This window comes from Stenotrophomonas mori, assembly GCF_023556335.1.
Taxonomy (GTDB): Bacteria; Pseudomonadota; Gammaproteobacteria; order Xanthomonadales; family Xanthomonadaceae; genus Stenotrophomonas; species Stenotrophomonas mori.
Genome location: NZ_JAIKTS010000001.1, coordinates 1,320,759 through 1,337,008 on the forward strand (window position 1 = coordinate 1,320,759; position 16,250 = coordinate 1,337,008).

The window sequence follows — 16,250 nt, forward strand, 5'->3', positions numbered from 1 at the left end:
GATGGTCTCTTTTGATTACTGGCTGGGCGGTGGCCGATGCCACGCTTTCCATCCGTGCCCTTGCCTGTTCTAAGCCTGTACTCCCGACGGAGGCAGGCAGGTCCTGATGTTTCAGACAACACAACCCGGAGAACCGGGCCGCGCATTATGCGCGCCGGCGCGGGCGCTTGCAATCCCCGCCCGCCCCTGCGGGCAGCGGGATGAATGCGGACAGGCGAGAAGCTGCGCCCCTCCCGCCTCGCACCGGCGGGCGGGCCGCGGACGGACTACTTCTTCTTCGGCGCGATCATCATGACCATCTGGCGGCCTTCCAGCCGCGGGCGCGATTCGATCACGATGTCCTCGCCCAGATCGGCCTCGATCCGGCCGGCCATCTCGCGGCCCAGCTCCTGGTGGCTCATCTCACGGCCACGGAAGCGGATGTTGACCTTGATCTTGTCGCCATCCTCCAGGAAACCGCGCATCTTGCGCAGCTTGATCTGGTAGTCGCCCTCGTCCGTGACCGGACGGAACTTCACTTCCTTGATCTCGACCTGCTTGGTCTTCTTCTTGGCCTCGTTGGCCTTCTTCTGCGCTTCGAACTTGAACTTGCCGAAGTCCATGATCTTGCAGACCGGGGGGTCGGCCTGCGGCTGGATCTCGACCAGGTCCAGGCCCTCGTCCTCGGCCATCGACAGCGCTTCGTCGCGCGTCATCACGCCGACCATTTCTCCGTCGCTGCCGATCACGCGGACGCGCGGCACGCGGATTTCCTGGTTGCGGCGATTCTGCTTGGTGTCAGGGGTACTGATATTGCAATCTCCGGATGGAATCGTACCGGCCCCGACGGAAGGTCCGGGGGGCCGGGGCTGGATGCTTTACTGCTTACTGCTGCTGTTCCGCCTGCAGGCGCTCGATGAAGGCCGGCAGCGACATGCTGCCCAGATCCTCGCCCGAACGGGTGCGCACCGCCACCGCGCCATTGTCCTTTTCGCGGTCGCCGACGACCAGCAGGTACGGCACACGCTGCAGCGTATGCTCACGAATCTTATAGCCGATCTTCTCGTTCCGCAAATCCGCCGTGACCCGGAACCCTTGCTCCGCAAGGGTTTGACGAACCTGCTGAACGTATTCAGCCTGCGCATCGGTGATGTTGGCCACCACGACCTGGACAGGCGCCAGCCACACCGGGAACGCCCCGGCATGGTGCTCGATCAGGATGCCGATGAAGCGCTCCATCGAGCCGACGATGGCCCGGTGCAGCATCACCGGATGCCGCTTCTGGCTGTTCTCGTCGACGTACTCGGCCCCCAGCCGGCCCGGCATCATGAAGTCCACCTGCATGGTGCCCAGCTGCCAGGTACGGCCGATGGCGTCCTTCAGGTGGTATTCGATCTTCGGACCGTAGAACGCGCCCTCGCCGGGCAGCTCCTGCCACTCCACACCGCAGCTGGACAGCGCCGAGCGCAGCGCCGCCTCGGCCTTGTCCCAGGTGGCGTCGTCGCCCAGGCGCGACTCCGGGCGCAGCGCGATCTTGATCTGGATCTCCTCGAAACCGAAGTCGCCATACACCTTCAGCGCCTGCGCATGGAACGCACGGACCTCCGACTCGACCTGCTCCTCGGTGCAGAACACGTGGCCGTCGTCCTGGGTGAAGCCGCGCACCCGCAGGATGCCGTGCAGCGCTCCCGACGGCTCGTTGCGGTGGCAGGCGCCGAACTCGCCGTAGCGGATCGGCAGGTCGCGGTAGCTGTGCAGGCCCTGGTTGAAGACCTGGACATGTCCCGGGCAGTTCATCGGCTTGACCGCGTAGGTACGCTTCTCCGACTCGGTGAAGAACATGTTGTCCTGGTAGTTGTCCCAGTGGCCCGACCGCTTCCACAGGCTCACGTCCAGGATCTGCGGGCAGCGCACCTCGCCGTAACCGCTATGGCGGTAGACCCTGCGCACGTACTGCTCCACCACCTGCCACAGCGCCCAGCCCTTCGGATGCCAGAAGACCAGCCCCGGCGCCTCTTCCTGGAGGTGGAACAGCTCCTGCTGCTTGCCGATCCGGCGGTGGTCGCGCATCTCGGCTTCCTCGATGCGCTTGATGTAGGCCTCCAGCTGCTTCTTGTCGGCCCAGGCGGTGCCGTAGATGCGCTGCAGCTGCTCGTTCTTGGCATCGCCGCGCCAGTAGGCACCGGAAATGCGGGTCAGCCGGAACGCCTTGAGGAAGCGCGTGTTGGGCACGTGCGGGCCGCGGCACATGTCCACGTATTCCTGGTGGTAGTACATGCCCATGGCCTGGATGTCGTCGGCCATGTCGTCGATCAGCCGCAGCTTGTAGTCCTCGCCCCGCGCCCTGAAGATCTCCACCACCTCCGCGCGCGGCGTCATCTTCTTGATGACGTCGTAGTCCTGCGCGATCAGCTCGCCCATGCGCTTCTCGATCGCCGCCATGTCCTCCGGCGTGAACGGGCGCTCGGAGTAGATGTCGTAGTAGAAGCCCTCGGCGATGACCGGGCCGATCACCATCTTCACGTCCGGATACAGCTGCTTGACCGCATGGCCGACCAGGTGCGCGCAGGAATGGCGGATGATCTCGACCCCCTCCTCGTCCTTGGCGGTGATGATGCGCAGCGCGGCGTCGCGCTCGATCAGGTCGCCGGCGTCGACCAGCACGCCATCCACCGCACCGGCGATGGTGGCCTTGGCCAGGCCGGCACCGATGGACTGGGCCACGTCCATGACGCTGACCGGGTTTTCGAACTGGCGGACGCTGCCGTCCGGGAGAGTGATGTTGATCATGGCTTCACCTGGGTGGGGGCCCGCCCGTCATGGCGGGCCGCGGAACGCGGCGCGATGGCGCGCTTCCGGGGGAACGTGGGCAATAAAAAAGCGCCACGGAGGCGCCTGCTGCAGGGCCGTGGCGGGATCCGCTCGTCAGAAAGTGGTAGTGCTCATGTCGCACGCTCGGCCGGCGTTGCCGCGGGCCACCTTTTCCAGAAGAAAGTCCTGCCCGCGATGGTAAACCAAACGCGGCGGCTGCGCTTCGGGCGCACCGTCCCGGGGCCACTGCGCCCGCCCGCCCGAGAAACATTCCCATCCTGCCGAGCCCTTCCAGCCCCGGGATGGCCACGCCCCTGGCCTCCACCGGGAAGAGCGCTTGCCGGCACAAGGCGCAACCAGAAGAAAGCCCCGCAAAGCGGGGCTCCCTACACGTATTGCTCAGCGGGTCATGGCGCCTTGCATCGCTCCATGCATGCCTTGAATGCCGCGATACACGCCTCCGGGTCCCCGGTCTTTGTCATGCATGCATCACGCTTCGCAATGCAGTCCCAGGTGCAGTTCGGTGCGGCCGTGGCCATTCCCCCCAGCGAAGCCAGAGAAAACATAGCGACTGCAGCCGCGCCCTTGATCCATCGTTTCATGCCGCTCTCCATGTAGGCCTGATCGCCCAGGCGAACCAAGCTTAACGACACCCACCGCCTCTCGCTCGCTGCATCGCATCAGCCTGGCACCCAGGAAGATTCAAGAAGCCGAAAATGCCCAGGACATCACCGATACAACAGAGCCCCCCCCCCAAGCGCCCTGGCTGACAGCCGCCACTTCACCCTGTTCCTGACCCGGTGGGCCCGGCTCACCCGAATGTTCGACGCCATCACGACCCACGGACAAGCAGTTGGTCCGCGCACGCCGCATGGGCACCACCACAGCTCAGGTCCGTTCCAACGGCAACCCCGAGTGCAATTCGGGCATCCAACCGCCAACAGACAAGGGGCCGCACCCGGCGCGATTATCACTATCGCCCGGTTTGATACCGAAGATCGCCCGCTGTCAGACACCTGTTGGCCCATGCACCCCGGCATGCCTGCCCGGGGAGAGCGGATCTGCCGGACACCCCACCATTCGTCCGGAAGAGCGGCACAGCATGAGACCCCACCCGAGGAATCGGGAAAGCGTGCAACAGGCCTTGAAGACTCCAGCCCCCGAGCGTACTGGTTCGCTGGGGTCAGCCTAGGGTCAGCCGATGCGGCTGCCGACGCTGCGAATTCCACTGAAGCCGCTGATACGCCTAGGCTTCAAGTGGTGGGCGGTACAGGGTTCGAACCTGTGACCCCTACCATGTCAAGGTAGTGCTCTACCGCTGAGCTAACCGCCCGTTCCGTTCGCAGGCATGTACGCTGCGAGGGCGCGTATCTTAGTTCACCCGATGCCGGAAGAGCAAGCGATACGCGGGACTATTCTTCATCCCCGGCGGCCGGCCGCGCCGGCGGCCGTTCCCGCCCCCGCCATCCGCTCCCCGGTCAGCCCAGGCTCGCTTCCTTGAGCTGGCGGATCTGGTCGCGTACCCGGGCCGCGTCCTCGAACTCCAGGTCGCGCGCATGCTGGTACATCTGCTGTTCCAGCGCCTTGATCCGGGCCGCGGCCTGGGCCGGCTCGAGCGGCAGGTAGTCCGCCGCGGGCTCGGCCAGGCGGCGCCCCTTGCCCTTGCCGCTGGGCTTCGACGCCTCTTCGTGCGCGCCTTCCAGGATATCCACGATGGGCCGCGCCACCGAACGGGGGGTGATGCCGTGCGCCTCGTTGTACTCCACCTGCTTCTGCCGGCGGCGGTCGGTCTCCTCGATCGCCGCCTGCATCGAGCGGGTGATCCGGTCGGCGTACAGGATGGCCTTGCCGCGCACGTTGCGGGCCGCACGGCCGATGGTCTGGATCAGCGAGCCGGTGGAGCGCAGGAAGCCTTCCTTGTCGGCGTCGAGGATCGCCACCAGCGACACCTCGGGCATGTCCAGGCCCTCGCGCAGCAGGTTGATGCCGACCAGGACGTCGAACCTGCCCAGGCGCAGATCGCGGATGATCTCGACACGTTCGACGGTGTCCACGTCCGAGTGCAGGTAGCGCACGCGGATGCCGTGTTCGCCCAGGTACTCGGTGAGGTTCTCGGCCATGCGCTTGGTGAGCGTGGTAACCAGCACCCGGTCGCCCATCTTGATGCGCGCGTTGCACTCGGACATCAGGTCGTCGACCTGGGTGCCGACCGGACGGATCTCCACCTGCGGGTCGATCAGGCCGGTCGGGCGCACCACCAGCTCGGTGATCTCCTCGCCGGACTCGCGCAGTTCGTAGGGGCCCGGGGTCGCCGACACATAGATGCTGCGCGGCGAGCGCGCCTCCCACTCCTCGAAGCGTAGCGGGCGATTGTCGAGCGCCGAGGGCAGCCGGAAACCGAACTCGACCAGGGTCTCCTTCCGCGAACGGTCGCCCTTGTACATCGCACCGATCTGCGGAATGGTCACGTGCGACTCGTCGATGACCAGCAGCGCGTCGGCCGGCAGGTAGTCGAACAGCGTCGGGGGCGGCTCGCCGGGCGCCTTGCCGGTGAGGTGCCGCGAGTAGTTCTCGATGCCGTTGCAGTAGCCGACCTCGGCCATCATCTCCAGGTCGAACTGGGTACGCTGCGCCAGGCGCTGCGCTTCCACCAGCTTGTTCTGCGCATACAGGTGCTCCAGACGCTCCTTGAGCTCGACCTTGATCGTCTCGATGGCCACCAGCACCCGCTCGCGCGTGGTGGCGTAGTGGGTCTTCGGATAGATCGTGTAGCGCTGCATGCGGCGCAGGCTTTCGCCGGTGAGCGGGTCGAACATGCTCAGCTGCTCCACCTCGCCGTCGAACAGCTCGATGCGCACCGCCTCGCCGTCCAGCTCCGCCGGGAACACGTCGATCACCTCGCCGCGCACGCGGAAGGTACCGCGCTGCAGCTCGTATTCGTTGCGCGTGTACTGCAGCTGGGTCAGGTGGTTGATCAGGTCGCGCTGCTCGATCCGTTCGCCCTTGGAGAGGATCAGGCGCAGCGACAGGTAGTCCTCAGGCGCCCCCAGGCCATAGATGGCCGACACCGTCGCCACCACGATGGCATCGGGCCGCGACAGCAGGGTCTTGGTCGCGGCCAGCCGCATCTGCTCGATGTGCTCGTTGATCGAGCTGTCCTTCTCGATGAAGGTGTCCGATGCCGGCACGTAGGCCTCGGGCTGGTAGTAGTCGTAATAACTGACGAAGTACTCCACCGCGTTGTGCGGGAAGAAGGCCTTGAACTCCCCATACAGCTGCGCGGCCAGGGTCTTGTTCGGCGCCATCACCAGGGTCGGCCGCTGGACCTGCTGCACGACGTTGGCGATCGTGTAGGTCTTGCCGGAGCCGGTCACGCCCAGCAGGGTCTGCTTGGCGATGCCGGCCTCGAAGTTGGCGACGAGCTTGTCGATGGCGGCCGGCTGGTCGCCCGCCGGCGAATAGGGCGATACAAGCTGGAAACGGTCGGACATGGCAGCGCGGATGACGGCGACCGCCCAGTATAGCCACCGGCCGGATGACGACTACCTGAGCATCCTCCCTACAGCACGGCGGCACGGATACTGGTTCCGTGATGACGCCGCGCGGAGGACGCTGGCTCTCCTGCCGCAACCGGTACGCAGCGATGCCAAGAACTCCCTGCGCGCACCCGATGCACCGCCGCACCGCCACGGGCGGCGTCACCCTGGTGGAGGCCGCGCTCTGCCTGGCGCTGCTGTCGATCGTCGCTGCGGTCGCCCTGCCCGCCCTGGGCACGCTGATCGAACGCCAGCGCACCGTGAGCGCAGGCCACATGCTGCTCACCCGGCTCGCACTGGCACGCATGACCGCCATCACCCGTGGCGCGCCCGCGGTGCTGTGCCCGTCCACGGATGGCGTGCGCTGCGGCGACAGCAGCGACTGGAGTGGCGGATGGCTGCTGTTCCTGGACCCCGACGGCAACCGCCGCCCGGACCAGGCCGACGACATCGTGCGCGCGGAGAATGCGCCGCCACGCCACCCCCTGCGGCTGGTGGGTTCCTCCGGCCGCAAGCAGGCACGCTATCTCCCCGATGGCCGCAGCCCCGGCAGCAACCTCACGGTCGCGATCTGCAACCGCAAGGGCGAACTGCTGGGCAGCATCATCGTCAACAACGCCGGGCGCGCCCGCAGCGAACGCCCGGCCAGGCCTGCGCCCTGCCCGGGATGAGTCCGGCCCGAGCCGCCACCGCGGCTTGCACGCCTCCGGGCAGCTGCGTAAAATGCGCGGCCCGCCCGAATAGCTCAGCCGGTTAGAGCACTTGACTGTTAATCAGGGGGTCGTTGGTTCGAGTCCAACTTCGGGCGCAAAAAATCCAAGGGCTTGCGAGTGATCGCAAGCCCTTTTGGTTTCCGGCGCCGTCCAAGCATTCCAAGCCTCCCGCAGGCACCGGGCCAACGGTTCCGCCATCACACCCCCGATTCCGCATGCAGCAGGCCGGCAGATGCACGGGAATGCCCCCCTTCACCCACCTGGACACGGCAGTTGGACGCGGCAGCGCCCCGCGCTGCTCCACGCCACCGGGCTCCGCGCGGCGCCTCCACAGGCACCCACCCGGCCCCGGCATGCAGTCGCCCCGATGGGGGCGACGCTTCCGGCCTACCAGCAGCCGGAAGCCGGTGTCCGAGCCCCCTGGTGGTCGACGGTCAGGGTGCCGCAGCTGTCGCCGGACTGTGCACCGGTGGGGTTGGCGCTGACGGTGTAGCTGCGCGCCGCGACCTGCGTCTCGATGGTGTAGAAACGCCGGGCATCCGCGTCGCAGACCGCCGAGAGCGCCGCCGCATCCGGCGCCCCCTGGTAGCTCAGCTGGGTGGTGTAGTAACGCTCCAGCTGGTGCGATACCGCCAGCGCGCAGGCCGCGCCCGCCGCGCGCCGGGTCTTCTGTACGTGGCGGGAATAGCTGGGCAAGGCGATGCTCGCCAGGACGCCCAGGATCACCACCACGATCATCAGTTCGATCAGGGTGAAGCCGCCATGCGTGTGCTTGCTGTTCATCATGTCCCTCAATCCCCGATGATCTGCCGCCAGGATACCCGCACCCATGCCGCGCCCCGGGTCTTGGCGGTTCCGTCGCCGCAGACCTCGTCACCGCAGAGGGCATAGGAAGGCGCATTGCTGCCGTCCACCACCATCGCGCCATCGAGCAGCGACGGCACGGTCGGCATGCCGCTGCCGAGGTTGACCGAGCCGATGGGATTGCTGCCGCCCCCGCTCACCTTGCCGTCGCCGATGTTGAAGAACGACGTGTCCGGACTGGTGCCGGTGAAGGCGTCGATCGCATTGACGTAGCCGGTGCCACCCGCCTCGCAGGCGGTGCTGATGGGCATCGCGCTGGCGGTGATCAGGATGTTCGCCACCATCTGCGCGTCCTGCACGATGCGTTCGCCGTGCCCGGGAAGATCCACGCGCCACCCCTTCTTGCCCGTGGGCAGGGCCGCCTTGGACTGGAAGGAGCGGACCGGGACCCCGTCCACCGACGCCTCGGTGACATCGAAATCGCGCTGGACCAGGTCGGTATTGGCGACCACCCGCCCTTCGTCGATGAAGCCATACATGGACTGCACACCGGCGTTGGACGGGTCGGCATCTTCCACGGTCAGGTAGCGGCCGGTGCCGAACAGGACCCAGCGCTTGCCGGTGGTCGGGTGCCGTGCCACCGCCAGGCCGCCGCTGATGGGCTGCACTTCGTTGTTGGGGCCGACCGCGGTGAACAGCCGGGTAGCGCTCCAGCTGCCCGGCGACGCCGCGGACACGTCGAACTTCCAGACATTGCCCTGCAGGTCGCCCGCATACACATACGCGAGCGTCTGCCCATCGGTGCCGTACACGCCCACCGGCGCGGAAAGCCCGTTGGGCAGTTCCGGCGAACCGGCGCCGGTATCGATCTCGCGGATCACCGCGCCGGTCTCCAGATTGAGCACGATCAGCGCCGCCCGCCCGCTGGTGCTGTTGACGCCATTGCCGAGGACGACCGCGGCATTGCCGCCCTGCACCTTCGCCAGGACCGGCTTGCCCAGCACCTGGCCCATGAAGTTGCCGGTGTTGCGCTCCCACTTGAAGGGCCCGCCGGCGCCGACCGAGCCCGGATTGGTCACGTCCAGCGCATAGAGCCCCTTGCCGCCACGGCCGAGCGCACCGACCAGGATGTTCTTGCCGGGGGTCACGTTGCGGCGGCTGACCACCACCGGTCCGTCGACGAAATACCGGTGGGCGTAGTCGCCGCGGCTCAACGAGGACAGGTTGTTCCAGTTGAGGATACTGGGCACGTAGGCGAACAGTTCCTTGCCGTTGCCGGCATTGAACGCATGCAGCATGCCGTCGTTGGCGCCGACGTAGACCGTGTTGGTCTCCGGCACGTAGGCCGGCGACGAATTGACGATATCGCCGAGCATCGAGGTGCGGTTGCGGAGGTTCGCGACACCGTTGCGCTCCTCCCGCGCCGCGCTTCCGCGCAGGTAGGCCGCGTTGTCGGCGCCGGAGACCTCGTAGTTGCTGCTCCCGCCCCCGCGGGTCAGCGCGGCGACCTGCTGGCTGGTGGGGAACACCACGCCGGAGGTGCCGGCCTGGCCGGGCGTCGCGGCGCTACTGGTGAAGATCCGGCGCGTGTCCCAGGCCGGCAGGCTCGCGCTCCAGGTGGTCGCCGCGGTGGCCCCGCGCGACTGCAGGTTGCCGGTCCAGGAGCCGGAGACATAGCTGGCGCTGAACAGCTGGGTGCCGGTATCCAGCGAGACCGAGTTGCTGGCCACGTTCGAGAACGAGCTGCTGCGCTCGGAGATGCTGGCCAGTGCGGTCTTCAACCCGGCCGTGAATTCGGCCGGATCGGCCGCGGAGAAGAACGCGCCACGCCCGTTCAGCGACGCATGCAGGAGATCGTCGATCTTGCGCGCGTCGTTGTTCGGGTTTTCCCAGGAGGCATTGGCCGGGACCTCGCCGACACCGCCCCAGCCCTTCTCGCCCTTCAGGCCGATGGAGATGCCGAAGGTCACCATGTGCTGCCAGAACGCCGGGTCGGCCTGCGACGACGGCACGTTGTTCTCCAGGTCCGGGCGCAGGTCGCGCTTCCAGTAGTGCATCGCCACGTCGGCCAGCGTATCGGAGTAGCCATCCCGGTACGGGGCCTTGGCGATGTACTGGTAACTCTTGTTGCCCGGCCCGGTGATCACCGGGCCGTTGCTGCCGTCGGCGTCGCCGACGCCCTGCGAACCGTCGTTCCAGGCGCCATCGGTGCTGAGGATCGTGAAGTTCTGGCGGCAGCTGTACTGGTTGGCCCCCGCTTCCGGGCCATAAGGCCCGGAAGCGGTCTGGTTACTGAAATAGGTGCCGGCCCGGTTCAGTACGCTGCGCAGCGGCGTGGAACTGTAGTTCTGGGTCGACTGCAGCCGTGCGTACCAATCGCTGCGCGCCTTGGGACCGTTGCCCTCCACGTCCACGAAACGTCCGTCATTGCCGTCGGCCACCGGGATGTTCATGCCGGTCCGTCCCTGGCGGTCGGTGGCGTACAGCGTCCAGAATCCCACGCGGACCTTGCCGTCCAGCGAGCCGAAGGCTTCGCTGGCGCCCGCCTTCGCCGCCTTCATGCGGGTACGGTAATAGGAAAACCAGGTCGCGAAATTGCGCAGCTCCGCGTCCTCGCTGCGGCCGGTCGGCGTCATCCGCCGGCAATCCCGCCAGGTCACCGTGGTGCCGGTGGTGGTGCAGCCTCCTGCAACACGGTCCGGGCCGTTGTTGTAGGCCGGCGACGATCCCGAGCGCCCAAGCCATTCGCTGCGGTAGATCTTGCCGTCGCCCATGATCTGGTAACGGTAGTAGTTGGCCTGGCTGCCGAGGTACGCGGGGGTGCTTTCGTCCGGATCCTTGGGGACGTAGAACGTCTGCACGCCGCCACAGACCTCGCGGTTGGTGCCGTTGTCGTTGGAACGGTTGCAGCTCCTCGTGTTGCCCAGGTCGATCGGCAACGAGGGATCGTCGTGGTGCATGAACGCGGCGTTGTAGGACGTGCCCCCGGTCAGGCGGCCGCCATCGGCCTTCAGCCAGGGCTGGTAGGTGTTGAACGGGTTGTACCAGAGCGTGTTCCGCGGATAGGCGTACTGCCCATAGGTGGTGGACAGGCCGACCTGCGGGTTGTACATCCTCCAGTCGCCCATCGATCCCGAGTCGTCGAGGATGAACAGGATGTTCGGCGCCACCCGGCTGGCCGTGGTCAGCGGCTCGTCAGGCAGCCTGATCGCCGCGCCGACCGGAAGTGCCAGCAGGCCTGCGAGGAATCCCAGGGCCCCGGCATGCCAGTGCCGGGCCGGGCGGCCACGGCGGTGTCCAAGGGGGTGTGTCGTATTCATGATCCTGCGTCCTGACATGTCATAAGCGCCACACGGCGTCCCGCGGCCCTGGTTCACAGCAGCGGAACCTTGTAGATGACGTTGGCCTGCAACTGCACATCGGCCCGCCCTGCGGAACGGCTGCGGGCAGTGATCCGGTACAGGGCGGCCTCGGCCTCGATGGCGGCGGCATTGGTGCTGCCTCCCTCCATTCCCCACCCGCCCGACGTCGCGCCCGCGGGAACCTTGCCCAGGTACTCCACCCAGTACTGCGGGGGCGCCGCCAGCCGCGGATCGTAGCTGCCGCCCTCCGGCAGCGATGTCCAGGAAGGATCGGCACCGGACGGGCAGATGCCCTGTGCGCTGCAGTCGCCGGCGGACGGCGCCTTGTTGTTCCAGCCCCCCTCGAGCAGGCGGTCCTGCGCATAGAGCAGCGCGGTCTCCGCGCCCTGGAATGCCAGGCTGCGGTCGCGCAGGTTGGCGCTCATGCGCTCCTGCATGGCCGAGCTGCGCAGGATGGCGATGCCCAGCAGCGACAGGACCAGCAGCAGGATCAACACCACCAGCAGGGTGATGCCACGCTGGGATTCCCGGCGCACGCGGCGCGGATACGGAACCCGGTTGCTCATGGTGCGGCCCTCCGGATGCTCACCACGTTCGATACCGTGCGCGACAGCGCGCGGCCGTCCACGTCCTGGGCGGTCAGCTGCAGTTGGGTACGGATCGCCACCACGTCGCCGGCCGGGGCATTGACGTAACTGGCCTGGTCCTTCTGGCGGTAGAAGAAAGTGATGCCGGCCACGCCCTCGGCGACCTCCTCGCTGTTGCCGCCGGAACGCGACACGAACAGCGAGCTGCCACCGCGCGGGTTGCGCGCCACGAACCAGCGGGCGCTGCTGTAGCGCGCAGCCGCCACCGAGGTGATGCCGGCGATGCCCTTGAGGTCCACGCCGGCCGGCAACCCGGAGAAGTTCAAGCGGCCGGCGCCCACGCCTGTGACCGTGACCACGTAGTTGCCGGTCGGGTTGCACAGCAGCACCCGGTCGCCGGCACTGAACACGGTCGTGGCGTCGGCCAGCGAATCCGGATCGAAATCGACGAAGCTCGACCCCGCATCCTGCAGGCGGTAACCGTTGCTGGAGCCGGAGATGATGGTCAGTTCGGTGTTGCTGCCGCTGAGCCAGCCGTTCAACAGCGCCTGGCTGTCGGCGTCGCCGGCATAGTGGGTATCCCACGAGCACACCGAGCCACCGGCCGCGCGGATGTCCTGCGAGATCAGCTCGAACGCGGCGCGGGCGTTCTCCTGGATGCGGTTGATCCCTTCCGTGGCGCGGAAGGAGTTCTGGTTGCTGCGGAATACCACGAAGGCCGCGCCGAGCACCAGCAGGCCCAGCGCCAGCGAGATCATCAGCTCGATCAGGGTGAAGCCGCCGGCGCGGCGGCCGGGAACACCGTGGCGCGGGCGGTTCACAGGCGCACCTCGGTCACGACCTGGCGGTTGCTCGCGCCACCGGCGCGCTGGTCGTCCCACTGCACGGTGATGCGGTAGTTGTCGCCGCCCAGCGCCTGCACCTGGCCGCAGCTGGTCGTGTCGTCCGCCACGCCCATGGTGGCCTTGATGTCGGTGATCCAGTTGCGCAGGTCGTTCTGCACCAGGCTGCCGGCGCTGCCCGGCGTGCAGGTCATGGCGATGGCGTAGCTGGCCGCCGCCGGACGGTTGGCCCGCATGGCCTCGACGATGGAGATGCTCTGCATCACCGCCTGGCTGCTTTCCAGCGAGCTCTGGCCGCCGCGCAGGGCGAGCGCCTGCATCGCCGCGATGCCGAGCAGGCCGATGGCCAGCACCAGCACGGAGATCATCACCTCCAGCAGGCTGACGCCTCGCTGGCGGGCGCGGGCGCCGTACGGCGCCGAGGGGGGCCGCGGACTCATGGACATGCTCCTGCTCCGTTGTGTTTTTCGGTACTGACACCGCCGCCGGCCAGCAGGCTGATCACACGCTGGTTGTCCGCGGGACGCTCGACCGGCAGGCACACCGTCAACGACGCGGGGGCGGCGGGCATGCCGGACGCCCGGAAGCGGATGCCGCCGACCGGCCCGTCGACCTGCATCCCCGCGGGCACGCTGAAAGCGCGCAGCACCTCGACCTCGCCGCTGCTGTTGTCGCGGCCGGTGACGATCCAGCGGCTCCAGTCGGTCTGGTTCGCACAGGCCTGGCCGTCGACGCTGGGACAGAGGGTGACCTGGGCGTTGCGGCGGGTGGCTTCCGAACGCGCCAGCTGGACCCCGGTCACCAGCTCGGTGGCAGTGGCGCTGATGCGGTTGGCCGCGATCAGCGAGCGCATGGAAGGCACGGCGATGGAGGCGATGATGGCCAGCACCGCGATCGTGACCATCAGCTCGACCAGGGTGAACCCCTGCTCCGCGGATGCGGGCTTGAACGCTGGCTGTGATGCAGGCATGACCTTCCCCCGGTTCCCGGATCAGACCATAGGCAGGCGCCGGGTCCGCGTCCACGCTCCGGCGACGGACGGTGCGATTGCCGGGAGGAGTGGCCAGGCACCGCCGCCGCGCCCGCAGGCGGCCGGCGATCGCGTACCCTGCCCGGCATGTCCCTGCCGAACCACCCCGGCACGCTGCCGCCAGCGTCCACGCCTGCGCTGCCCGATTCCGCGCGGCAACGTCCGCTGGACGTGCTGTTCCGTCCCGCTGCGCTGATCGCCGCGCTGCTGGTCGGCGAGGCGGTCGCCGCGCTGCTGGTGCTGTCGCCGCAGGCCGGCGGCGACCGGCTGGTCGCCTTCGGCCTGCTGTCGCTGGCCATCCAGTGGGTGACGCTGGGCACCCTCGGCGTGCTGCACGTGCTGCGGCGGCCCCTGGAGCGGCTGCAGCCGCAGGCACTGGCCTGGGCCTGCCTGGGCCTGATGCTGCTGACCACCCTGGTCGTGGCCCTGCTCTGCTGGCAGCTGTTGGACGTCCGCCACGAGCAGCGCCTTGCCGACGGGGCCATGTTCGTCGCGCGGGCGCTGGCGCTGGCGCTGGTGGCCGGGCTGCTGGCGCTGCTGATCTTCCAGAGCCACTGGCGCGCGCAGCGCCTCGCGGTGGCCGCCAAGCAGGCGGAACTGGACGCCCTGCAGGCGCGCATCCACCCGCACTTCCTGTTCAACACCCTCAACACCGCCGCCGCCCTGGTGCACCAGCAGCCGGAGCAGGCCGAGCAGCTGCTGCTGGACCTGTCCGAACTGTTCCGGGCCGCCCTGGCCGGCCCGCGGCCTGTCGGGCTGCACGAGGAACTGCAGCTCGCACGCCGCTACGCCGAGATCGAGCAACTGCGGTTCGGGGCGCGCATGCGCCTGGAATGGGACCTTCCGGAAACGCTTCCGGCTCTGTCCATGCCGCCCCTGACGCTCCAGCCGCTGGTGGAGAACGCCATCCACCACGGCGTCGAGCGCACCCCCGGCAGCTGCCTGCTGCGGATCGCCGTCGTGGTCGCCGCGGCCGAGGTGACGGTCACCGTCAGCAATGCCTTGCCGCCCGTGCCCACGGCCACGCCCGCTCGCAGCGGCCATGGGCTGGGCCTGCGCGCCGTCCGCGAACGGGTCCAGGCCCACGGTGGCAGCGTGGTCGCGCAGGCCGTACAGGGGCAGTACCGGGTCAGCGTGCGGCTGCCGCTGCCCCCGCCGGAGCCCCCGGCTGCCTCACCGCCGCCTCAGGTCACCACCTGGTAGCAGGGCCGGTACTCGCCGGAGATCTTCATCCGGCGCTGCTCGACGAACGCCCGCAGCAGCGCGTCCAGCGCCTGCATCATGTCCGGGTCGCCATGGATCCGGAACGGCCCGGACTGTTCGATCCGCTGCATGCTCTCTTCCTTGACGTTGCCGGCGACGATGCCCGAGAACGCGCGGCGCAGGTCGGCGGCCAGCTCCGGTGCCGGCCGGCCGTGGTGCAGGTCCAGCGCCGCCATCGCCTCGTGGGTCGGCACGAACGGCTGCTGGTAGGTCTGCGGGATCTCCACCGACCAGTTGAAGAAGAACGAATCCTTGTGCGCCAGGCGGTACTCGCGGACCCGCTTGATGCCCTGCATCATCCGCCGCGCCACCGCCACCGGATCGCCGATGATGATCTCGTAGCGGCTGGCGGCCTCTTCGCCCAGGGTCATGCGGATGAAATGGTCGATCTGCTCGAAATAGGGGGCGGCGATCGCCGGACCGCTGAGGATCAACGGGAACGGCAGCGCCGCGTTCTCCTCGCGCAGCAGGATGCCGAGCAGGTACAGGATCTCCTCCGCCGTCCCGACCCCGCCCGGGAACACGATGATGCCGTGGCCCATGCGCACGAACGCCTCCAGGCGCTTCTCGATGTCCGGCATGATCACCAGGTGGTTGACGATCGGGTTCGGCGATTCGGCGGCGATGATCCCCGGCTCGGTGATGCCGATGTAGCGGCTGCTGGTCCGGCGCTGTTTGGCATGGGCGATGGTGGCGCCCTTCATCGGCCCCTTCATGGCCCCCGGGCCGCATCCGGTGCAGATGTCCAGCCCGCGCAGGCCCAGCTCGTAGCCGACCTGCTTGGTGTACAGGTATTCGTCGCGCGAGATCGAGTGGCCGCCCCAGCACACCACCAGATTGGGCTCGCTGGGCTGCAGGATGCGGGCGTTGCGCAGCACGCCGAACACGGCGTTGGTGATGCCTTCCGATGACTCCAGGTCCGAGGCGTATTCCGGCCCCAGTTCGATGGCCATGTAGGCCAGGTCGCGGACGACCGAGAACAGCAGTTCGGCGATGCCGAGGATGATCTCGCCGTCGACGAAGGCCATCGCCGGCGCATTGCTCAGGTCGATGCGCACCCCGCGGTCCTGCTGGGTGACCTGGATGTCGAAATCCGGATAGAGGTCGCGCGCCGCGCGCGGATCGTCCGACGCACTGCCGCTGGTGAGCACGGCCAGCGCGCACCGCCGCAGCAGCTCGTGCATGCCGCCGGTGGAGGCGTCGCGAAGCCGCGCCACCTCGGCCCGGGACAGCACGTCCAGCCCCCCGCGCGGGTAGATGCGCGCATCCTGCACCGGCAGCGCCCTTGCCGCGCCTTGTTTCTTGGTCGTTTCCATCGTTGCT

Annotated in this window: 12 protein-coding genes and 2 tRNA genes; 3 read left to right on the plus strand and 11 right to left on the minus strand. The window is 68.0% G+C overall.

Features of this window, described 5'->3' with window-relative positions; all coding sequences use genetic code 11:
* Positions 1–266 precede the first annotated feature (266 nt).
* From infC to uvrB, 4 genes are all read right to left on the minus strand, one after another.
* Positions 267–791 (minus strand): translation initiation factor IF-3, encoded by a 525-nt coding sequence (gene infC / locus K5L01_RS05945; RefSeq protein WP_250063494.1) that lies wholly within the window; start codon positions 789–791, stop codon positions 267–269.
* Positions 792–864: 73 nt separating this feature from the next.
* Positions 865–2,769, minus strand: a complete 1,905-nt coding sequence (gene thrS, locus K5L01_RS05950; protein WP_250062812.1) for a threonine--tRNA ligase — start codon at positions 2,767–2,769, stop codon at positions 865–867.
* Between the two features lie 1,279 nt (positions 2,770–4,048).
* A tRNA-Val gene (locus K5L01_RS05955) sits at positions 4,049–4,123 on the minus strand.
* A 145-nt stretch (positions 4,124–4,268) separates the two neighbouring features.
* A complete protein-coding gene (gene uvrB / locus K5L01_RS05960) occupies positions 4,269–6,281 on the minus strand; it encodes an excinuclease ABC subunit UvrB (protein WP_250062815.1) in 2,013 nt (670 codons plus the stop codon).
* Between the two features lie 152 nt (positions 6,282–6,433).
* Between uvrB and K5L01_RS05965 the strand changes: the two genes are divergently transcribed.
* Complete coding sequence (locus tag K5L01_RS05965) at positions 6,434–6,997, plus strand: GspH/FimT family pseudopilin (RefSeq protein ID WP_250062816.1); 564 nt, start codon at positions 6,434–6,436, stop codon at positions 6,995–6,997.
* 63 nt (positions 6,998–7,060) lie between these two features.
* Positions 7,061–7,134: transfer RNA gene (locus K5L01_RS05970), tRNA-Asn, on the plus strand.
* A 292-nt stretch (positions 7,135–7,426) separates the two neighbouring features.
* Here K5L01_RS05970 and K5L01_RS14885 read toward each other — a convergent pair.
* The 6 genes from K5L01_RS14885 to K5L01_RS06005 are packed head-to-tail and all read right to left on the minus strand — an operon-like array spanning position 7,427 to position 13,604.
* Positions 7,427–7,822 (minus strand): type IV pilin protein, encoded by a 396-nt coding sequence (locus K5L01_RS14885; protein ID WP_272494046.1) that lies wholly within the window; start codon positions 7,820–7,822, stop codon positions 7,427–7,429.
* A gap of 8 nt (positions 7,823–7,830) precedes the next feature.
* On the minus strand, positions 7,831–11,163 hold the full coding sequence (locus K5L01_RS05985; RefSeq protein ID WP_250062818.1) for a pilus assembly protein: 3,333 nt from the start codon (positions 11,161–11,163) through the stop codon (positions 7,831–7,833).
* Positions 11,164–11,216: 53 nt separating this feature from the next.
* Positions 11,217–11,771: a pilus assembly PilX family protein gene (locus K5L01_RS05990; RefSeq protein ID WP_250062820.1), complete on the minus strand. Its 555-nt coding sequence runs from the start codon at positions 11,769–11,771 to the stop codon at positions 11,217–11,219.
* Complete coding sequence (locus K5L01_RS05995; protein WP_250062822.1) at positions 11,768–12,613, minus strand: PilW family protein; 846 nt, start codon at positions 12,611–12,613, stop codon at positions 11,768–11,770. The genes K5L01_RS05990 and K5L01_RS05995 overlap by 4 nt, the downstream gene beginning before the upstream one ends.
* Positions 12,610–13,074, minus strand: a complete 465-nt coding sequence (gene pilV / locus K5L01_RS06000; protein ID WP_250062824.1) for a type IV pilus modification protein PilV — start codon at positions 13,072–13,074, stop codon at positions 12,610–12,612. Before pilV ends, K5L01_RS05995 begins: the two co-directional genes overlap by 4 nt.
* Complete coding sequence (locus K5L01_RS06005; protein WP_250062826.1) at positions 13,071–13,604, minus strand: GspH/FimT family pseudopilin; 534 nt, start codon at positions 13,602–13,604, stop codon at positions 13,071–13,073. The genes pilV and K5L01_RS06005 overlap by 4 nt, the downstream gene beginning before the upstream one ends.
* Before the next feature lie 147 nt (positions 13,605–13,751).
* Here K5L01_RS06005 and K5L01_RS06010 point away from each other — a divergent pair, with 147 nt between their 5' ends.
* On the plus strand, positions 13,752–14,867 hold the full coding sequence (locus tag K5L01_RS06010; protein ID WP_250062828.1) for a sensor histidine kinase: 1,116 nt from the start codon (positions 13,752–13,754) through the stop codon (positions 14,865–14,867).
* Here the strand turns inward: K5L01_RS06010 and ppnN are convergent.
* Positions 14,849–16,243 carry a nucleotide 5'-monophosphate nucleosidase PpnN gene (gene ppnN, locus K5L01_RS06015; RefSeq protein WP_250062830.1) on the minus strand — a complete coding sequence of 465 codons (1,395 nt, stop codon included), beginning with the start codon at positions 16,241–16,243 and terminating at the stop codon, positions 14,849–14,851. The genes K5L01_RS06010 and ppnN overlap by 19 nt on opposite strands.
* Positions 16,244–16,250: the final 7 nt, after the last annotated feature.